The sequence below is a fragment of the Hydrogenophaga sp. genome (assembly GCF_030373225.1).
GTDB lineage: Bacteria > Pseudomonadota > Gammaproteobacteria > Burkholderiales > Burkholderiaceae_C > Hydrogenophaga.
In genome coordinates this window covers 21,860-40,873 of the sequence record NZ_JAUCZG010000006.1, presented here as the reverse complement: position 1 = coordinate 40,873, position 19,014 = coordinate 21,860, and the positions used below count along the sequence as shown (strand labels likewise).

At 67.3% G+C, this 19,014-nt stretch carries 16 protein-coding genes; 12 read left to right on the top strand and 4 right to left on the bottom strand.

Annotated elements, in window-relative coordinates:
• The first annotated feature begins 64 nt into the window (after positions 1 to 64).
• Complete coding sequence (locus QUV35_RS05195; RefSeq protein WP_300871382.1) at positions 65 to 1,771, top strand: phosphoethanolamine transferase; 1,707 nt, start codon at positions 65 to 67, stop codon at positions 1,769 to 1,771.
• Here the strand turns inward: QUV35_RS05195 and QUV35_RS05190 are convergent.
• The 3 genes from QUV35_RS05190 to QUV35_RS05180 are packed head-to-tail and all read right to left on the bottom strand — an operon-like array spanning position 1,749 to position 4,117.
• The gene (locus QUV35_RS05190; protein WP_300871380.1) at positions 1,749 to 3,122 is read right to left on the bottom strand and encodes a sensor histidine kinase; all 1,374 of its coding nucleotides are present in this window, start codon (positions 3,120 to 3,122) and stop codon (positions 1,749 to 1,751) included. The genes QUV35_RS05195 and QUV35_RS05190 overlap by 23 nt on opposite strands.
• The gene (locus QUV35_RS05185) at positions 3,119 to 3,781 is read right to left on the bottom strand and encodes a response regulator transcription factor (protein ID WP_300871378.1); all 663 of its coding nucleotides are present in this window, start codon (positions 3,779 to 3,781) and stop codon (positions 3,119 to 3,121) included. Before QUV35_RS05185 ends, QUV35_RS05190 begins: the two co-directional genes overlap by 4 nt.
• 12 nt (positions 3,782 to 3,793) lie before the next feature.
• A complete protein-coding gene (locus QUV35_RS05180; RefSeq protein WP_300871377.1) occupies positions 3,794 to 4,117 on the bottom strand; it encodes a PepSY domain-containing protein in 324 nt (107 codons plus the stop codon).
• A 142-nt stretch (positions 4,118 to 4,259) separates the two neighbouring features.
• Here QUV35_RS05180 and QUV35_RS05175 point away from each other — a divergent pair, with 142 nt between their 5' ends.
• From QUV35_RS05175 to QUV35_RS05160, 4 genes are all read left to right on the top strand, one after another.
• Positions 4,260 to 4,670 (top strand): DUF1924 domain-containing protein, encoded by a 411-nt coding sequence (locus tag QUV35_RS05175; RefSeq protein ID WP_300871375.1) that lies wholly within the window; start codon positions 4,260 to 4,262, stop codon positions 4,668 to 4,670.
• Positions 4,671 to 4,680: 10 nt separating this feature from the next.
• The gene (locus tag QUV35_RS05170) at positions 4,681 to 5,178 is read left to right on the top strand and encodes a diheme cytochrome c (RefSeq protein ID WP_300871373.1); all 498 of its coding nucleotides are present in this window, start codon (positions 4,681 to 4,683) and stop codon (positions 5,176 to 5,178) included.
• A gap of 17 nt (positions 5,179 to 5,195) precedes the next feature.
• Entirely contained in the window at positions 5,196 to 5,951 is a 756-nt protein-coding gene (locus QUV35_RS05165; protein ID WP_300871371.1) for a cytochrome b/b6 domain-containing protein, read from the top strand.
• A gap of 88 nt (positions 5,952 to 6,039) precedes the next feature.
• On the top strand, positions 6,040 to 7,236 hold the full coding sequence (locus tag QUV35_RS05160) for a phosphoglycerate kinase (RefSeq protein ID WP_300871370.1): 1,197 nt from the start codon (positions 6,040 to 6,042) through the stop codon (positions 7,234 to 7,236).
• A 27-nt stretch (positions 7,237 to 7,263) separates the two neighbouring features.
• Here the strand turns inward: QUV35_RS05160 and ytfE are convergent, their stop codons facing one another.
• Complete coding sequence (ytfE, locus tag QUV35_RS05155) at positions 7,264 to 7,962, bottom strand: iron-sulfur cluster repair protein YtfE (RefSeq protein ID WP_300871368.1); 699 nt, start codon at positions 7,960 to 7,962, stop codon at positions 7,264 to 7,266.
• 110 nt (positions 7,963 to 8,072) lie between these two features.
• Between ytfE and QUV35_RS05150 the strand changes: the two genes are divergently transcribed.
• The 7 genes from QUV35_RS05150 to QUV35_RS05125 all read left to right on the top strand — a co-directional run bounded on the left by QUV35_RS05150 (position 8,073) and on the right by QUV35_RS05125 (position 18,941).
• Entirely contained in the window at positions 8,073 to 8,585 is a 513-nt protein-coding gene (locus QUV35_RS05150; RefSeq protein WP_300871367.1) for an Rrf2 family transcriptional regulator, read from the top strand.
• Positions 8,586 to 8,594: 9 nt separating this feature from the next.
• Positions 8,595 to 10,505, top strand: a complete 1,911-nt coding sequence (locus QUV35_RS05145; protein ID WP_300871366.1) for a type IV pili methyl-accepting chemotaxis transducer N-terminal domain-containing protein — start codon at positions 8,595 to 8,597, stop codon at positions 10,503 to 10,505.
• On the top strand, positions 10,502 to 11,191 hold the full coding sequence (locus tag QUV35_RS05140) for a response regulator (RefSeq protein ID WP_300871365.1): 690 nt from the start codon (positions 10,502 to 10,504) through the stop codon (positions 11,189 to 11,191). Before QUV35_RS05145 ends, QUV35_RS05140 begins: the two co-directional genes overlap by 4 nt.
• Positions 11,192 to 11,210: 19 nt before the next feature.
• Positions 11,211 to 11,540, top strand: a complete 330-nt coding sequence (locus QUV35_RS05135) for a hypothetical protein (protein WP_300871364.1) — start codon at positions 11,211 to 11,213, stop codon at positions 11,538 to 11,540.
• A gap of 164 nt (positions 11,541 to 11,704) precedes the next feature.
• Positions 11,705 to 12,973 (top strand): nitrate/nitrite transporter, encoded by a 1,269-nt coding sequence (locus QUV35_RS18890; protein ID WP_366945396.1) that lies wholly within the window; start codon positions 11,705 to 11,707, stop codon positions 12,971 to 12,973.
• 18 nt (positions 12,974 to 12,991) lie between these two features.
• Positions 12,992 to 14,620: an MFS transporter gene (locus QUV35_RS18885; RefSeq protein WP_366945395.1), complete on the top strand. Its 1,629-nt coding sequence runs from the start codon at positions 12,992 to 12,994 to the stop codon at positions 14,618 to 14,620.
• Between the two features lie 430 nt (positions 14,621 to 15,050).
• Positions 15,051 to 18,941, top strand: a complete 3,891-nt coding sequence (locus tag QUV35_RS05125) for a nitrate reductase subunit alpha (RefSeq protein ID WP_300871363.1) — start codon at positions 15,051 to 15,053, stop codon at positions 18,939 to 18,941.
• Positions 18,942 to 19,014: the final 73 nt, after the last annotated feature.

Below are 19,014 nucleotides of genomic sequence, written 5' to 3'. Positions count from 1 at the left end.
ATCACTTAACCCGCGAGCGCGAAGCTGCTGCGGTCGGCATGTTCCGGCTTCAGAGGCTTCGCCCATGTCTTCGACCTTCTCACCCGCGCCCCGCCCGACCTGGCGCCCCGCCACCGCCGTGTGGCTGCTGTCGCTGTGGCTGGCCGTGGCCGGCAACCTGCCCTTGTGGCTGCGCGTGAACGAACTGGCCGGCAGCACCGCGCAGCGGCTGGCGCTGCTGGGTGGCTTCGGTGTGGTGGTGCTCGGCATCACTGCCGGCCTGCTTTCGCTGCTGGCCTGGCCGCGTGTGTTCCGCCCGGTGGCCACGGCCCTGGTGCTGGTGACGGCCTTCAACACCCACTTCATGCTGCAGTACGGCGCGGTGATCGACCCGACCATGCTGGCCAACGTGGTGCAGACCGATGTGCGCGAGGTGCGCGACCTGATGTCCTGGGACCTGCCGATCACCTTGCTGCTGGTGGCGGGCCTGCCGCTGTGGGCGATCTGGCGCCGCCCGCTGGCCCTGCGCCGCTGGTTGCCCCAGACCGGGCGCAATGCGCTGGGCGCGTTCGTCGGCCTGGTGGCGGTGGTGGCCGCCACCCTGCTCACCTACCAGGACCTGGCCTCGCTGATGCGCAACCACAAGGAATTGCGCTACATGGTCAACCCGGTCAACACGGTGTATGCCGCCAGCCGTCTGGCGGTGGACCAGCTGCCCCGCCAGGTTCAGGCCCTCAAGCCCGTGGGTGAAGATGCCCGGCTCGGCGCCAGCTACAGCGGCCAGGCCAAGCCGCCGTTGCTGATGGTGGTCGTGGGTGAGACGGCGCGCGCGCAGAACTTCGGCCTCAATGGTTACGCACGCAACACCACGCCGGCACTCGCGCGCTGGCAGGCCGAAGAAGGCCTGGTCAACTTCAGCCAGGTGCGGTCGTGCGGCACCAACACCAAGGTCTCGGTGCCCTGCCTGTTTTCACCGCTCACCCGCACCCAGGGCGGTGACCGGACGGCCGAGCACGAGAACCTGCTCGACGTGCTGCAACGCGCCGGCCTGGCCGTGCTGTGGATCGACAACCAGGCCGGCTGCAAGGGCGTGTGCGCCCGGGTGCCCCACGCCAGCACGCTGGACCTGACGCTGCCCGGCCTGTGCGACAGCGGCGAGTGCCTCGACCCCGCCATGCTCGTCGGGCTGGACGAACGCATCGCCGCACTCGACCCGGTGCGCCGGGCCCGCGGTGTCGTGCTCGTCCTGCACCAGATGGGCAGCCACGGGCCGGCCTACTTCAAGCGCTCGGCGCCCGACCGCAAGCCGTTCATGCCGGAGTGCACCAGCATCACGCTCTCCGACTGCCCGCCCGCGCAGCTGGTCAACGCCTACGACAACTCGATCGCGGCCACGGACCATTTTCTGGACCTGTCACTGCAATGGCTGAAGGCGCGCGAGCAAAGCGGCGCCAACGCCACCGGCCTGATCTACCTGTCCGACCACGGTGAGTCGCTGGGCGAAAGCGGCCTGTACCTGCACGGCCTGCCTTATGCGATGGCGCCGCAGCAACAGACCCATGTGCCCATGGTGGCCTGGCTGTCACCGGGCCTGCAGCAGCGCAGCGGCGTCGCAGAAAAGTGCCTGCGGGCCCAGGGCGACCAGCCGCTCTCGCACGATCACCTGTTTCATTCGGTGCTGGGGCTGATGGACGTGCAGACGGCGGCGCACGATCTCGCACTCGACCTGCTGGCACCATGCACTGCGTCCTGGGCCGAGCGGGGCGCGGTCATGCGCACCGCGGCAAACTGAGGCGCGCGCAGAGGCCACCGAGCGCGCTGCGCTCCAGTGCGATGTCGCCGCCGTACAGGCGGGCCAGGTCGGCCACGATGGCCAGGCCCAGGCCACTGCCCGGTGCCGATTCGTCCAGCCGCGTCCCGCGCGCCAGCACCGCGTTGCGCTGCTCGGGCGAGATGCCCGGGCCGTCATCGTCCACACCGATCACCAGCTGCCCGCCATCGCGCCGCACGCCGACCCGCACCGTGCTGCGTGCCCACAGGCAGGCGTTGTCGAGCAGATTGCCCACCATCTCCTGCAGATCCTGTTCTTCTCCGGCAAACGCCAGGGCTTCATCGACCGGCACCAGATCGAAGGTCAGCGCACGCGCGGCATGCACCCGCTCCATCACGCGCAACAGACCCGCCAGCACCGGGGCCACCGGTGTGCGCTGACCGGGCTGGCGCACGGCGGCAGCGATCCGTGAGCGGCTGAGGTGGGCGTCGATGTGCCGTCGGGACAGCGCCACCTGCGCCTTCACCAGTGGCGCCAGATCCGCCGACGGCGAGCTGGCCGCCTGCGCCATCACCGCCAGCGGGGTCTTCAGCGCATGCGCCAGGTTGCCCGCGTGGGTGCGGGCCCGCGCCACCACCTCGGCGTTGGTGTCGAGCACCTGGTTGAAGTCGTTGATCAGGGGCTGGATCTCGGACGGAAAGTCGCCCTGCAGGCGCTGCGCACGCCCCGCGCGCACATCGGCGAGCCCGCGCTGCATGGCGCGCAGCGGCGCCAGGCCCACCACCACCTGGGCGAGGGCCGCCAGCGCCAGCAGGCCCAGCAGGATCAGCAGCGACAGGGTCAACACACCGCGAAAACGCTCGATCGCCTGCGTGGTTTCCTGCAGACCGCCCGCCACGATCAGCCGCCACTGCACGCCGGCAGCCTCCCCCGCGCGCACGGTGCGCTCGAGCATCAGCACTGGCGCGTCCTGCGGGCCAATGCCTTCATGGCGGTGAATGCCGCCGTCGGTCAGGGTGTCGACACCCAACGCAAGGCTGGTGTCCCACAGGGAGCGCGAACGCAGCACGCCGCTGCGGCTCTGCCCGTCGTCGCTCAAGCGGTCGAGCTGCCAGTACAAGCCGGAGAAAGGCCGTTGCCAGCGCGGGTCCGACAGTGCCTGCGGATCGATCTGCGGCTGGCCGGCGGCGTCGAACACCAGCCGCGCAGTGAGCTGGTCGAGCTGCTGGGTGAGCGTGGTTTCGAACTGGCGCATCACATGCTCGCGGAACAGGCCACCGAGCACCATGCCGGCCAGCAGCAGTGCGACCGCCAGCGCCACCAGCGTGCCCAGCAGCAGGCGCACCCGCAGCGAGCCGACCCAGCGCCTCATGGCGGCGGCACCAGCCGGTAACCCAGGCCGCGCACGGTCTCGATCAAGGCTGGCGGCAGCTTCTTGCGAAGCCGCCCCACGAACACCTCGATGGTGTTGGAGTCGCGCTCGAAATCCTGTGCGTAGATGTGTTCGGTGAGTTCGGTGCGCGAGACCACCGCGCCCGGGCGATGCATCAAATACTCGAGCACCTTGTATTCGTGGCTGGTCAGCGCCACGGTCTGGCCTTGCAGCGTGACCCGGCCGCTGCGCGTGTCCAGCGCCAGTTCACCGCACACCAGCAGCGGCGAGGCCAGCCCGCCGGCGCGGCGGATGAGCGCGCGCAGGCGCGCCAGCAGCTCTTCCATGTGGAAGGGTTTGGTCAGGTAGTCGTCGGCACCGGCGTCGATGCCGGCCACCTTCTCGCTCCAGTTGTCGCGCGCGGTGAGGATGAGCACCGGCACCGCACGGCCCGCACTGCGCCAGCGCTTGAGCACGCTCAGGCCGTCGAGCACCGGCAGGCCGAGGTCGAGCACCACCGCGTCAAAGGTCTCGGTGTCGCCGAGAAAGTGCGCGTCGCGCCCGTTGTCGGCCTCGTCCACCGCGTAGCCGGCCTCGTGCAGGCCCGTGCGCAGCTGCGCGCGCAGGGTGGGGTCGTCTTCAACCAGCAGGATGCGCATGGGCGGGCGTTCTCACCGTTCCTTGCGGCGCAGCACGGTGGCGGTTCTGGCGTCGAGTTCGAGCTTCACCAGGCGCCCGTCGCTCTGCAGCAGCTTGACCTCGTAGACCAGCCGGCCGTGCTCTTCCTCCAGCTCCAAGTCCAGCACCTGGCCCGGGTGCTCACGCTCCAGGCGTTCGAGCACGCTGCGCAGCGGCATCACCTGCCCGGCCCGCACGGCCTCGCGCGCCCGGTCGTGGTCTTTGTCGCTGGCGATCGCAGGGCCGGTCAGCAGCGCGCCGGCCAGCAGGCTGGTCAGCGCGATGTGGGGCAGGGAGCGGAGGCGGTGTGTGTTCAAGGTGAAGCGAGGTCGGTGAGAAGGCTGCGAAGCGTGAGGCGATTGTGCGGGTCGAACCTGAACGCCCGATGAACGCGCGCTTCAGGTTCCGTACAGCCGGGGTTTCGCAAGATGCCTTCACCCCCATCCCTTTCTGCACGCCATGAACCAAACATTCCATTCTTCCCGTCTCGCAGCCCTTGCGCTGCTGGTCTTCGCGGCGGTGGCCGCCCACGCCGGCGACACCACGCCGGGCGAACAGCTCGGCCGCTGGAGCACACAAGCCGGCGCACCGGGCAGTGCAACCAGGGGCCAGGCTTTCTTCAACCAGCGCCATGGAGGTGAGTGGTCCTGCGCCTCGTGCCACGGCACACCGCCCACCCGCCAGGGCGAACACGCCAGCACCGCCAAGCCCATCGCACCCCTGGCGCCGGCCTTCAACGCCAAGGCCTTCACCGATGCCGCCAAGTCGGACAAGTGGTTCCGCCGCAACTGCAAGGACGTGCTCAGCCGCGAATGCAGCGCGGCCGAGAAGTCCGATGTGATGGCGTACCTGCTCAGCCTCAAACCCTGAAAGTCGCCCGATGAAAACCCTCTTCGCCACCCTGAGCCTCGCCCTCCTGGGCATGACCGCCGCCCACGCCGACAGCGGGCCGATGATGCCGCGCACCGTGCCGCAGGCCTACACTCAGGAATGCGCCGCCTGCCACACCGCCTACCCGCCGGGCATGCTGCCGGCGCGCTCGTGGCAGCGTGTCATGAGCGGACTCGACAAGCACTACGGTACCGACGCCTCGCTGGATGCCGCCACAGTCACCCAGCTCGGCCAGTGGCTGCAAACCCACGCGGGCACATACAAGCGCGTGAACGAAGAACCCCCGCAGGACCGCATCACGCGCTCCGCCTGGTTCGAGCGCAAGCACCGCCAGCTCGACCCTGCCGTGTGGAAGCACGCCAGTGTGAAAAGTGCGGCGAACTGCGCCGCCTGCCACACCGGTGCCAACCAGGGCCGGTTCGACGACGACCACCTGCGCATCCCGCCGGGGCTGGACGCACGCCTGCGCCGCGGCTGGAACGACTGAACGCCTGAAAGACGACCATGCACACCGCACCCGACTTCAACACCACCGCCCGCCCCGAGCCAGCACGCGCCCTGTCAGCGCCCACGCGGCTGGTCATCGACGCGCCCACGCGCATGTTCCACTGGCTCTTCGCGCTGAGCTTCCTGGGCGCGTACATCACCGCCGACGGTGAGCGCTGGCGCCTGCTGCACGTCACCCTCGGCTACACCCTGGCCGGGCTGCTCGCGTTTCGCGTGCTCTACGGCCTCTTGGGACCACGACAGGCCGGTCTGGGCCAGCTCTGGCGCAAGCTCGCCGGCGCACCGGCCTGGCTGCGCTCGCTCACCTCCGCGGCGGGTTGGGGGGCCATCAACTGGCGCCAGGGCCAGAACCTGCTGATGGCACTCGCCGTGTTCGCGCTGCTGGTGATGGTGGTGCCACTCACGCTGAGCGGCTACGGCAGCTACAACGACTGGGGCGGCTGGCTGGAAGACGTGCACGAGTTCTTCGGCGAGGCCTTCCTGATGGTGGTGCTCGGCCATATTGCGCTGATCGCGGGTCTGAGTCTGCTGCGCCGCAAGAACCAGGCGCTGCCCATGCTGACCGGGCGCGTCGAGGGTCCGGGCCCGAGCCTGGTGAAGCACAACCGCATCTGGCTGGCGGTGTTGTTGCTCGCTGCGGTGCTGGCGTTCGGCGCCTGGCAGTGGCAGCAATCGCCCAAAGGGTTGGTGTCGGCTCAGACCTGGAGCGGTCTGCTCCAGGGACAGGCCGGACACGACGATGACGACGACTGAGACCCGCGGCCCGGGCGCGGTTCGCACGGGGTGGGGTCTTTCCTACAATGGGCGGGCCTGCACTTCACCCACCCAACTCCTTCGCACCATGTCCTTCATCCGTTTTTCCGATCTCTGCTCCAGTGGCCGCGTCCAAGGCCAGCGCGTCTTCATCCGGGCCGACCTGAACGTGCCGCAGGACGACGCGGGACGCATCACCGAGGACACCCGCATCCGCGCCAGCATCCCGGCGATCCAGATGGCGCTGGACGCGGGCGCCGCCGTCATGGTGACCTCGCACCTGGGCCGCCCCACCGAAGGCGCGTTCAAACCCGAAGACTCGCTGCAGCCCGTGGCCGCGCGCCTCTCGACGCTGATGGACCGCCCGGTGCGCCTGGTGGCCAACTGGGTCGATGGTGATTTTTCGGTGGCACCGGGTGAAGTCGTGCTGCTGGAAAACTGCCGCCTGAACGTGGGCGAAAAGAAGAACAGCCCCGAGCTCGCGAAGAAGCTCGGCGCCTTGTGCGACATCTTTGTGCACGACGCCTTCGGCACCTCGCACCGCGCCGAAGGCACCACCTACGGCATCGCCGAGACCGCACCGATCGCCTGTGCCGGCCCGCTGCTGGCGGCCGAGATGGACGCCATCGCAGCGGCCCTGCTCGCGCCCAGGCGCCCGCTGGTGGCCATCGTGGCCGGCAGCAAGGTCAGCACCAAGCTCACCATCCTCAAAAGCCTCTCGAGCAAGGTGGACCAGCTGATCGTGGGTGGCGGCATCGCCAACACCTTCATGCTCGCGGCCGGCCTGAAGATCGGCAAGAGCCTGGCCGAGGCCGATCTGGTGAACGAGGCGAAGGCGGTGATCGATGCCATGAAGGCGCGTGGCGCCGAGGTGCCGATCCCCACCGACGTGGTGACCGCCAAGGCCTTCAGCGCCGATGCCGTGGCCACGGTGAAGGCCGCGACCGAGGTGGCCGACGACGACCTGATCCTGGACATCGGGCCCGAGACCGCGGCCAAGCTGGCGGAGCAGTTGATGAAGGCCGGCACCATCGTGTGGAACGGCCCCGTCGGCGTGTTCGAGTTCGCCGCCTTCGAAAACGGCACCCGGGTGATCGCCGAAGCCATTGCCAAAAGCAGCGCGTTCAGCATCGCCGGCGGTGGCGACACCCTGGCGGCCATCGCCAAGTACGACATCGAAAAAGACGTGGGCTACATCTCCACCGGCGGTGGTGCGTTCCTGGAAGTGCTCGAGGGCAAGACGCTGCCGGCGTTCGAGGTTCTCGCGCGCCGCGCCCGGACCTGAGTCAGCGCGATCCGCTGTCGGGCTGCCTCAGCAGCAGGCGGCGCGCCGGGGCTCGAACAGCGGGAACAGCTGGTTGTTTTCCAGGTGGATGTGCGCGATCAGGTCGTCGGCGAACTGATGAATGCCGGCGTACAGCGCACGCCAGGTGTTGCACGCACCCTGGGGCGGCGTGGCATCGTGGGTCAGCGCCATCAGGCGATCGAGCTGCCCGCCATGGTTCGTGTGCTCCTCGCGCATCACGCCGATGGGGTGCACGGCCATGCCGCGCCCGCCCGCCTTGAGCATGGGAAACAGGATGGTCTCCTCCTTGGCCATGTGCTCCAGCATCTCGACCTCGATGGCTTCGAGCTGCCCGGCCAGCCCTGCAGGCACATCGGGATGATCGCGGTGCACGGCCTCCACCCGCCGCGCCATGCGGATCAGCTCGGGCAACTGTTCGCGGTGCACGGCGTGGTAACGGGTGAGGATGTGGTCGATCATCTCGGCCGGCGCCTGTGGCACGGGTGCGGCTGCCGGCCGCTCGAGCCGCGCCAGTTCGGCCAGCACCGCGTCCACCGCCAGGCCCTTGTTGTCGCAGGCCTGCTGCAGGGCGATCTGGCCGCCGCAGCAGAAGTCGAGCTTGAGGCGTCGAAAGACGGCGGTGGAGCCGGGCAGTTCGACGGCGATCTGGCCGATGGGCTGCCGGGCGCGGTCCAGGGTGTCTTCAGCGGTGAGGGCGGTGTTCATGACGAGGCTCCTTGAATGTTCATACGGTATGAATATATTAACGGATAAAATTCATGCAAGATGAATATTCAGACCATCCACACGGACATCGGTCATGAGGAGGATGTGCCATGCGACTGACCCACTGGACCGACTACAGCCTGCGCGTTCTGATGTACTGCGCCGCCAGCGAACAGCGCGAGCAGCGTGCCACCGTCGGTGAGATCGCCGCGGCGCACGGCATCTCGCGCAGCCACCTGACCAAGATCGTGATGACACTCTCAGGCCTGGGGCTGCTGGAGACCACGCGCGGGCGCGGCGGCGGCTTGCGGCTGCTCAAGCCGGCGCACGCCATCGTGGTGGGCGAGGTGGTGCGCCAGACCGAGAGCGACTTCACCCTGGTGGAGTGCTTCGACCCCGAGCACAGCAGTTGCCGGCTCGACGGCCATTGCCGCCTGAAGACGGCGCTGCGCGAGGCCATGGACCGCTACCTGGAGGTGCTGGATGGCGTGACGTTGGCCGACCTGGTCGCGCCCACGGCGGGCGGGCGCAGCCAGCGCGTGCACTTTCTGCCCGGCCTGCCGCGCCCGCCCGAGGTCGCTGCCCGTCGCTCGCGGGTATCTGCCGGCGGCGAAAGCCGCTAACCTGCGCCCATGGTGTCCACCGCTTCGCTGTCGACCAAACTGGTGCGCATCGGCGCCGGCCTGCTGCTGGTGGCGCTGGCCTCGATCGGCCTGACGCTGTGGGTCACCTGGCAACTCGAAGGCGGCGCCGCAGCGGTGAACGAAGCCGGGCGCATGCGCATGCAGACCTGGCGGCTCACCAGCGTGGCCCAGGCCGAACGCTCGCCGGTCGAGGTGGCCGCTCTGGTGCAGCAGTTCGACCAGAGCCTGGCCCTGCTGCGCCAGGGCGATGCCAGCCGCCCGCTCTTCGTGCCCTGGGACGAAGCGGTGGCGCGCGAATTCGCCACGGTGGAGGCGCTGTGGCAGAACCAGCGCCCGCTCTGGCTGCAGGACACACCGCCCGAGCCGGCACAGGCGCTGGCCGCCGCCGACACCTTTGTCGAGGCCATCGACGCCCTGGTGCATGCGATCGAACAACAGCTCTCGGGCTACACCGCCATCCTCAACCTGTTCCAGATGATCATGATGGCGCTGGCCATCGCCGGTGCGGTGGTGATGCTCTACACCGGCTACATGTATGTGATCAACCCGCTGGCCCATCTGCGCCAGGGCCTGCGCCGGCTGGAGTCGGGCGACTTCAAGGCGCGGGTGGACGTCGAGACGCACGACGAGTTCGGCCAGGTCGCAGCCGGGTTCAACCGCATGGCCTCCACACTGCAGTCGATGTACGCAGGTCTGGAGAGCCAGGTGGAGACCAAGACCCGCCACATCGAGGCCCAGCGCGCCCGGCTGGAGACGCTCTACGAGGTCAGCGCCTTCATGGCCCACGCGGGCAGCATTGAAGAACTTTCGCGCGGTTTCGCCCAGCGCGTGCGCGCGGTGGTGAAGGCCGACGCGGTGGCGGTGCGCTGGAGCGACGAGGCCAGCCAGCGTTACCTGATGCTGGCCTCCGACTGCTTTCCGCAGGAGATGGTGGAAGAAGAGCGCAGCCTGCTGGCCGGTGCGTGCGCCTGCGGCAACCTGCAGCCCGATGCACGGACCCGCGTGATTCCCATCCGCAGCCACGACGAGCAGGAGGTGCGCCACTGCGTGCGCGCCGGTTTCGAGACGCTGGTCAGCGTGCCGGTGCGCCTGCAGCAGCGCCTCATCGGCGAGATCAACCTGTTCTACCGCTCGCACACCAGCCTGAGCGTGGGCGAGACCGAGTTGCTCGATGCGCTGGCCAGCCACCTGGCCAACGCGCTGGAAAGCCTGCGCGCCACAGCGCTGGAGCGCGAGGCGGCGGTGGGCGAAGAGCGCGCCCTGATCGCACGCGAACTGCACGACTCGATCGCGCAGTCGCTGGCCTTCCTCAAGATCCAGGTGCAGCTGCTGCGCACCGCGGCGAGCAAGGGCCAGGAGGCACGGGTCATGGGCACGCTCGACGAGCTCGACGAAGGCCTGCGCGAGAGCATCAACGACGTGCGCGAACTGCTGGTGCACTTTCGCACCCGCACCAACACCGACGACATCGAGCGTGCGCTGCAGGAAACGCTGCAGAAGTTCCAGCACCAGACCGGTTTGGGCGCGAAGCTGCACGTCGAGGGCCACGGCCTGCCGCTGCCGGCCGATGTGCAGGTGCAGGTGCTGCATGTCTTGCAGGAGTCGCTCTCCAACGTGCGCAAGCACGCCGGGGCCGGCCAGGTGCAGCTCGACGTGTTCAAGGGCGCGCGTTGGCGCTTTCGGGTGCGCGACGACGGCGCGGGCTTCGACGCGACGGACACACCCGGCGATTCCCACGTGGGCCTGAAGATCATGCGGGAGCGCGCCGCGCTCATCGGCGCGTGGGTCGACGTGAGCTCCGAACCCGGCCAGGGCACCACCGTGACCCTGACCCTGCCACCCCACCCGGTCGCGGCCGGCCCGACGGCCGCACCCACGACCGAGCACCTTCTTCCATGACCGACACCTCCACCCGCCCGATCCAGTTGCTCGTCGTGGACGACCACTCCCTGTTCCGCCGCGGGCTGATGGCCCTGCTGGCGCAGGACCCACGCTTCAAGGTGACCTGCGAAGCGGGCGACGTGGGCGAGGCGTTGCGTTGCGTGGCGCGCCAGCGGCCCGATGTGATCCTGCTCGACAACCACCTGCCCGGCGTGCTGGGGGTGGACGCCATCCCCGCGCTGCGCGAAGCCGCACCGGGCAGCCGCGTGCTCATGCTCACCGTGAGCGAGAACGAAGCCGACCTGGTGGCCGCGCTCAAGGCCGGTGCCGACGGATACCTGCTCAAGACGGTCGAGTCGCACCACCTGTGCGAGGCCATCGTCAAGGTGATGGAGGGTGAATCGGTGGTGAGCCCCGAGATGACGACCAAGCTGGTGTCGGCCCTGCGCTCGCAGCCGGCGGCCAACGGCCACGCCGCTTCGGCCGCAGCACCCCCGACCACCCCGGACACCGAGCTCGCCTCGCTGTCGGCCCGGGAACTCGAGATCCTGCACCTGATCGCACGGGGCGACAGCAACAAACACATCGCCCGTCAGCTCGACATCGCCGAGACCACGGTCAAGATCCACGTGCAGCACATCCTGCGCAAACTCCACCTCACCTCGCGTGTGCAGGCGGCCGTGTTCGCCGCCCGCCACGCTTGATAGTTCACAGGAAACCGCCATGGCCCTGCACCACCTCGACTCGGGCGAAATCGCCAACCTCATGAACCAGGGGGGCGATGCGCTCAGCACGCACTCGGTGGCCCTCTTCAAGTCCGAGCAGCTTGAGGTCATCCGGCTGCGGCTGCCGCTGGGCAAAGGCATGCCGATGCACCAGGTCCCGGGAGAGATCACCGTGCAGTGCCTCGAAGGTGTGATCGACTTCGAATCGCCCGAGGGCGTGCAGCAGCTGCAGGCCGGGCAGATGCTGTTTCTGCGCGGCGGCGTTCCGCACGGCCTGCTCGCCGTGGAAGACGCCAGCGTGCTGGTCACCATCGTTCTCGCGCATTGATGCAGGTCAACTGACGGCCACAAACCGGCCGGGCTAGTTCTTCCGGACACCCTGCGTCCTCCTGCCATCGTTCTTCAGAGCCGCCCCGCGCGCCCGGGTGACGGATAGCCACCAGCGCGCCCAGAGCCGACAGTCTTGCCATGCCCCGCGTGGAGAAAGACATCATGGCCTCTGAACTGAACAACGACAAAAAAGCGTGGTCGGTGCTGCTCGTCAGCACACTGGCCTTCACCGTGTGCTTCATGGTCTGGATGATGTTCGGCGTCATCGGCATCCCGATCAAGAAGGCGCTCGACCTCAACTCCACCCAGTTCGGCCTGCTCATGGCCACACCGGTGCTGACCGGCTCGCTGGTGCGCGTGCCGCTGGGCATCTGGACCGACCGCTTTGGCGGCCGCATCGTGATGGCCCTGCTCATGGCCGCCACCGTGCCGGCGATCTGGCTCATGAGCTACGCCACCGCGTACTGGCACTTCCTCACCATCGGCCTGTTCGTGGGTCTCGCGGGTGGTTCGTTCTCGGTGGGCACGCCCTATGTGGCGCGCTGGTTTCCGAAAAACCGCCAGGGCATGGCCATGGGCGTGTACGGCGCCGGCAACTCGGGCGCGGCGGTCAACAAGTTCGTGGCCCCCGTGCTGCTGGTGGCCTTCGGCTGGACCATGGTGCCGCAGGTGTACGCGGCCATCATGCTGGGCACGGTGGTGCTGTTCTGGCTGTTCACCTACAGCAACCCCGACCACCTGGTGCCGAGCAACGTGTCCTTCATGGACCAGCTCAAGGCACTGAAGGACCCCAAGGTGCTCAAGTACTGCCAGTACTACAGCATCGTGTTCGGTGGCTACGTGGCGCTCTCGCTGTGGATGGTGCAGTACTACGTGGGCGAGTTCGGCCTGGACATCCGCGTGGCCGCGCTGCTGGCGGCCTGCTTCTCTCTGCCCGGTGGCGTTCTGCGCGCGGTGGGTGGGGTGATGTCGGACAAGTTCGGCGCGCACAAGGTCACCTGGTGGGTGTTGTGGGTGAGCTGGATCTGCCTGTTCCTGCTGTCCTACCCGCAGACCGACTTCACCGTGGCCACGGTGGACGGCCCGAAGACGTTCCACATCGGTCTCAACGTCTACCTCTTCACCGGCCTGATGTTCATCCTGGGCATCGCCTGGGCCTTCGGCAAGGCCAGCGTCTTCAAATACATCAGCGACGACTACCCGAAAAACATCGGCGCCATCAGCGGCATCGTGGGTCTGGCCGGCGGCCTGGGGGGCTTCGTGCTGCCCATCCTGTTCGGCGTGCTGATGGACCTCACCGGCATCCGCTCGAGCGCATTCATGCTGATGTACGGCGTGGTCTGGGTCTCGCTGATCTGGATGTACTGGACCGAGGTGCGCCAGACCGAGGTCATGGGCGCCAACGCCAAGCCTTTTTCCCTTCAGAGCTGACGTCTGTCAGTGAACACCATGAACAACACAAAGAATGTCGGCGCCGATATCGCCGACTGGCGCCCGGAAGACGACACCTTCTGGAACACCACCGGCAAACGCATCGCCTACCGCAACCTCTGGATCTCGGTGCCGGCCCTGCTGTGCGGCTTCGCCGTCTGGGGCATGTGGGGAATCATCACGGTGCAGATGCTCAACCTGGGCTTCCCCTTCACCCAGGCCGAGCTGTTCACGCTCACCGCGATCTCCGGCATCTCGGGCGCCACCATGCGCATACCAGCCTCGTTCCTGGTGCGGCTGGCCGGTGGGCGCAACACCATCTTCCTCACCACCGCCATGCTGCTGGCCCCGGCCATCGGCACCGGCTTTGCGCTGCAGCACCCCGAATGGCCGCTGTGGTCGTTCCAGCTGCTGGCGCTGTGGTCCGGCGTGGGCGGCGGCAACTTTGCCTCGAGCATGTCCAACATCAGCACCTTCTTTCCGAAGCGGCTGCAGGGCACGGCGCTGGGCCTGAACGCCGGTCTGGGCAACTTCGGCGTGACCACGATGCAGATCGTGATTCCGCTCGTGATGACACTGCCCCTGCTGGGCGCCTTCGGCGGCGAGTCGATGACGCTGGTGAAGGACAGCGGCTGGATCTTCGGCAAGATCGCCGCCGGCACGCCCACCTGGATCCAGAACGCCGGCTTCGCCTGGGTGATCTCGCTGGTGCCCCTGTCGATCCTGTGCTGGTTCGGCATGAACAACCTGAAGACCGTGTCGCCCGACACCGGCAACCCCCTCGTCGCCTTCGCCAAGGTCACCTACCTCTACACCCTGGCCTTCGTCCCGGCCATCTTCATGCTCTGGCTGTACCTGCCGGCCCCCACCGGGCTGGGCATCCTGAACATGTGGGTCGCCATCCCGCTGGACATCGCCCTCGCGCTGCTCATGATGCGCCTGGCCGCCTTCGGTGCCATGAAGGAAAACGTCTCAAAGCAGTTCGCGATCTTCCGCAACAAGCACACCTGGTCGCTGACCGCGCTCTACATCGTCACCTTCGGCTCCTTCATCGGTTTTTCGATGGTGCTGCCGCTGGCCATCACGGTGATCTTCGGCTTCCAGCACGTGGCGGACGCGGCTGGCGTGATGACGCACACGCTGAAAAACCCGAATGCACCGTCGGCCCTGACCTACGCCTGGATCGGTCCCTTCGTCGGTGCCGCCGTGCGCCCCCTGGGCGGCTGGATCTCCGACAAGCTGGGCGGCTCCATCGTCACCCAGGTCATCTCGGCGGTGATGGTGCTGGCCTCCGCCGCGGTGGGCCACGTGATGATGCAGGCCTACGGCTCGGCCACGCCCGAGCAATATTTCCCCGCCTTCATTGGCCTGTTCATCGTGCTGTTCTTTGCCAGCGGCATCGGCAACGGCTCGACCTTCCGCACCATCGGCGTGATCTTCGACCGCCAGCAGGCCGGCCCCGTGCTCGGCTGGACCTCGGCCGTGGCCGCCTACGGCGCCTTCATCGCGCCGGTGGTGATCGGCGCGCAGATCAAGGCCGGCACACCGCAGTACGCCATGTACGGCTTCGCCATCTTCTACGCGGTGTGCCTGGTGCTGAACTGGTGGTTCTACCTGCGCAAAGGCGCGGAGATCAAGAACCCATGAAATCACTTCCTTTGTCACTCAGGTTGGAGTTCAAGAGCGTGGGGCCGCAGTCACTTCGGGGCACTGTGTGTTCGGGCCTCAGGCCGGCGTGGCACTCCGCTTCGTCCGTGTCCCCCGCCCACTGCGTGGGCTCCTCCTTTACCTACCGAAGCGGAGTGCCACACCGTCCTGAGTCCGCCAACGATGTGGGCGCACAAACGTTTTCAGTCATGGCGCACCAGGTACGCAGGCAGCCGAGGGCAGTGGGGTGCACGGTTCCGGGAGGTAAAGGAGGAGCCCGCAGGGCGGGGGACACGGACGGAACCGTGTACCCCGCTGCCCTCGGCCCCCACAAAAGCAAGCATGCAAGAGCAGCTCGGCAACCCGAGCCGAACCGGCATTCGATTGAACAGCAAATGACCCCAACAACACACCCCAACCGGAGCATCCCATGAGCCACTTTCTGGACCGATTGACGCACTTTTCCCTGCCCAAGGAAAACTTCTCGGGCAACCACGGCCAGACCACCGGTGAAGACCGCACCTGGGAGGACGCCTACCGCAACCGCTGGGCGCACGACAAGATCGTGCGCAGCACGCACGGCGTGAACTGCACCGGTTCGTGCTCGTGGAAGATCTACGTCAAGGGCGGCATCGTCACCTGGGAAACCCAGCAGACCGACTACCCGCGCACCCGCTGGGACATGCCCAACCACGAGCCGCGCGGCTGCGCCCGCGGCGCCTCGTACAGCTGGTACCTGTATTCCGCCAACCGCGTGAAGTACCCCATGGTGCGCGGGAGACTGCTGGAGCGCTGGCGCGCCGCGTTGAACGTGGCCAAGACCCCGGTGGACGCCTGGGCCAGCATCGTCGAAAACCCCGAAGCGCGTCGCGACTACCAGCAGGTGCGCGGCATGGGCGGCTTCGTGCGCAGCACCTGGGACGAGGTCAACCAGCTGATCGCCGCCGCCAACGTCTACACCATCAAGCAGCACGGACCCGACCGCATCATCGGCTTTTCGCCCATCCCGGCCATGAGCATGGTGAGCTACGCCGCCGGCTCGCGTTACCTCTCGCTCATCGGCGGCGTGTGCATGAGCTTCTACGACTGGTACTGCGACCTGCCCCCGGCCAGCCCGCAGGTCTGGGGCGAGCAGACCGACGTGCCCGAATCGGCCGACTGGTACAACAGCTCGTTCATCATCGCCTGGGGCTCCAACGTGCCGCAGACGCGCACGCCCGACGCCCACTTCTTCACCGAGGTGCGCTACAAGGGCGCGAAGACGGTGGCCGTGACACCCGACTATTCCGAAGTCGCCAAGCTCTCCGACCTGTGGCTGCACCCCAAGCAGGGCACGGACGCGGCCCTGGCCATGGCCATGGGCCATGTGGTGCTGAAGAACTTCTATTTTCCGGACGGTGGCAAGCCACGCAGCAGTTACTTCGACGACTACGCGCGCCGCTACACCGACCTGCCGCTGCTCGTGATGTTGAAGGAACACACGCTGGCCGACGGCACCAAAACCCTGGTGCCCGACCGCTATCTGCGCGCCAGCGACTTCAACGGCCAGCTCGGCCAGAAGAACAACCCCGAGTGGAAGACCGTGGCCTTCGACACCGAGGGCAAGGCCGTGCTGCCCAACGGCTCGATCGGCTTCCGCTGGGGTGAAGCCGGACGCAGCGACGAAGGCAAGTGGAACCTGCAGGCGAAGGAGGCCCGCAGCGACACCGATGTGAAGCTCAAGCTCTCGGTGATCGAGGACGGTGAGCAGGACACGCAGGTGGTGGACGTGGCCTTCCCCTACTTCGGTGGCGACGCCTCCCCGCACTTCACACCGAACGCGCAGAACGGCAGCATCAACCACGCCCGCGTGCCGGCCGTGCGCCTGCGTCTGGGCAAGGCCGGCGACGAGCGCCACGCGCTGGTGGCCACCGTGTTCGACCTGCAAGTGGCGCAGTACGGCATCGACCGTGGTCTGGGCAGTGGCGCCAAAGACTTCGACGACAACGCCGCCTACACACCCGCCTGGCAGGAGAGCATCACCGGCGTGCCACGCGACCAGGTCATCACCGTGGCACAGCAGTTCGCCGACAACGCCGACAAGACGCATGGCAAGTCGATGGTGATCATCGGTGCGGCCATGAACCACTGGTACCACGCCGACATGAACTACCGCGGCGTGATCAACCTGCTGATGATGTGCGGCTGCATCGGCCAGAGCGGCGGCGGCTGGGCGCACTACGTGGGCCAGGAAAAGCTGCGCCCACAAACCGGCTGGGTGCCGCTGGCCTTTGCCACCGACTGGGCGCGCCCGCCACGCCAGATGAACAGCACCAGCTTCTTCTACGCACACACCGACCAGTGGCGCTACGAGAAACTCGGCATGGAGGAGATCGTGAGCCCGCTGGCCGACAAGGCCGCGTTCGGCGGCAGCATGATCGACTTCAACGTGCGCGCCGAGCGCATGGGCTGGCTGCCCAGCGCGCCTCAGCTCAAGACCAACCCGCTGCAGGTGGTGAAAGACGCGACCGCCGCAGGGCTGGACGCCAAGGACTACGTGGTGCGCGCGCTGAAAGACGGCACGCTGGCCATGAGCTGTGAAGACCCGGACGCGCCGCAGAACTGGCCGCGCAACATGTTTGTGTGGCGCAGCAACCTGCTGGGCTCCAGCGGCAAGGGCCACGAGTACTTCTGCAAGCACCTGCTGGGCACCGAAAACGGCGTGCAGGGCAAAGACCTTGGCAGTGAACATGCCCCCCCCGATGCGCTTCGCGCCTCCCCCCAGGGGGCGGCTGGCTTGGGGCGGCCCGGCGCCAGCCACAATGCCAAGCCCGAAGAGGTGGTGTGGCACGAACACGCGCCCCAGGGCAAGCTCGACCTGCTGGTCACGCTCGACTTCCGCATGAGCACCACCTGCCTGTATTCCGATGTGGTGCTGCCCACCGCGAGCTGGTACGAGAAGAACGACCTCAACACCAGCGACATGCACCCCTTCATCCATCCACTCTCGGCAGCGGTGGACCCGGTGTGGCAGAGCCGCAGCGACTGGGAGATCTACAAGGGGTTTGCGCAGGCCTTCAGCGAAGTCTGCGTGGGCCACCTCGGGGTGGAGAAGGAGGTGGTGCTCACACCCATCATGCACGACACCCCCGGTGAACTCGCGCAGCCGTTCGAGGTGAAGGAATGGCGCAAGGGCCATTGCGAACTGATTCCCGGCAAGACCGCGCCGCAGATCACCGTGGTGGAGCGCGACTACCCGAACACCTTCAAGCGCTTCACGGCGCTGGGCCCCTTGCTCGAGAAACTGGGCAACGGCGGCAAGGGCATCGGCTGGAAGACCGGCACCGAGGTGGAGCAACTCGGCCAGCTCAACGGCACCACGCTCGACGAAGGCGTGACCCAGGGCATGCCGAAGATCGTGACCGACATCGACGCCTGCGAGGTCATCCTGCAGCTCGCCCCCGAAACCAACGGCCACGTGGCGGTGAAGGCATGGGAAGCGCTGGGCAAACAGACCGGCATCGACCACACGCATCTGGCGATCCACCGCGAGGACGAGAAGATCCGCTTCCGCGACATCCAGGCGCAGCCGCGCAAGATCATCAGCAGCCCGACCTGGAGCGGCATCGAGAGCGAGACGGTGAGCTACAACGCCGGCTACACCAACGTGCACGAACTCATTCCATGGCGCACCCTCACCGGCCGCCAGCAGTTCTACCAGGACCACCCCTGGATGATCGCCTTCGGCGAGGGCCTGGGCAGCTACCGCCCGCCGGTGGACATGAAGGCGACTTCAGGCATCCACAACATCAAGTCCAACGGCAACGCGGAGATCGTGCTGAACTTCATCACGCCGCACCAGAAGTGGGGCATCCACTCGACCTACAGCGACAACCTGATGATGCTCACCCTCAACCGGGGTGGCACCGTGGTCTGGCTGAGCGAAGACGATGCGAAGAGCGCCGGCATCGTGGACAACGACTGGGTCGAGCTGTTCAACATCAACGGCGCGGTGGCCGCGCGTGCGGTGGTCAGCCAGCGAGTGAAGTCGGGCATGGTGATGATGTACCACTCGCAGGAAAAGATCATCAACACCCCGGGATCGGAGATCACCGGCGTGCGCGGCGGCATCCACAACTCGGTCACCCGCATCGTGCTCAAGCCGACCCACATGATCGGCGGCTACGCGCAGCTCAGCTACGGCTTCAACTACTACGGAACGATCGGCACCAACCGAGACGAGTTCGTCGTGGTGCGCAAGATGGACAAGGTGGACTGGCTCGACACACCGGCCGACGACCACCTGATCCGCGCCTACCAATCGCAAGGCGAAAACCCTTAGTCATGTGGACCACCCCCGCGCCGCGCGTTCCGCGCGTCACCCCCTCAAGGGGGCAACACCAGTGGCCCGGCAA

Excerpts from the sequence above, each read along its gene's own strand:
- QUV35_RS05170 (WP_300871373.1), top strand. The coding sequence starts at position 4,681 with ATGAAAACCCTCTTCGCCACCCTGAGCCTCGCCCTCCTGGGCATGACC.
- QUV35_RS05175 (WP_300871375.1), top strand. The coding sequence starts at position 4,260 with ATGAACCAAACATTCCATTCTTCCCGTCTCGCAGCCCTTGCGCTGCTG.
- QUV35_RS05135 (WP_300871364.1), top strand. The coding sequence starts at position 11,211 with ATGGCCCTGCACCACCTCGACTCGGGCGAAATCGCCAACCTCATGAAC.
- QUV35_RS05195 (WP_300871382.1), top strand. The coding sequence starts at position 65 with ATGTCTTCGACCTTCTCACCCGCGCCCCGCCCGACCTGGCGCCCCGCC.
- QUV35_RS05125 (WP_300871363.1), top strand. The coding sequence starts at position 15,051 with ATGAGCCACTTTCTGGACCGATTGACGCACTTTTCCCTGCCCAAGGAA.
- ytfE (WP_300871368.1), bottom strand. The coding sequence starts at position 7,962 with ATGAACACCGCCCTCACCGCTGAAGACACCCTGGACCGCGCCCGGCAG.
- QUV35_RS18885 (WP_366945395.1), top strand. The coding sequence starts at position 12,992 with ATGAACAACACAAAGAATGTCGGCGCCGATATCGCCGACTGGCGCCCG.
- QUV35_RS05160 (WP_300871370.1), top strand. The coding sequence starts at position 6,040 with ATGTCCTTCATCCGTTTTTCCGATCTCTGCTCCAGTGGCCGCGTCCAA.
- QUV35_RS05140 (WP_300871365.1), top strand. The coding sequence starts at position 10,502 with ATGACCGACACCTCCACCCGCCCGATCCAGTTGCTCGTCGTGGACGAC.
- QUV35_RS05145 (WP_300871366.1), top strand. The coding sequence starts at position 8,595 with ATGGTGTCCACCGCTTCGCTGTCGACCAAACTGGTGCGCATCGGCGCC.
- QUV35_RS05185 (WP_300871378.1), bottom strand. The coding sequence starts at position 3,781 with ATGCGCATCCTGCTGGTTGAAGACGACCCCACCCTGCGCGCGCAGCTG.
- QUV35_RS05165 (WP_300871371.1), top strand. The coding sequence starts at position 5,196 with ATGCACACCGCACCCGACTTCAACACCACCGCCCGCCCCGAGCCAGCA.
- QUV35_RS05150 (WP_300871367.1), top strand. The coding sequence starts at position 8,073 with ATGCGACTGACCCACTGGACCGACTACAGCCTGCGCGTTCTGATGTAC.
- QUV35_RS05190 (WP_300871380.1), bottom strand. The coding sequence starts at position 3,122 with ATGAGGCGCTGGGTCGGCTCGCTGCGGGTGCGCCTGCTGCTGGGCACG.
- QUV35_RS18890 (WP_366945396.1), top strand. The coding sequence starts at position 11,705 with ATGGCCTCTGAACTGAACAACGACAAAAAAGCGTGGTCGGTGCTGCTC.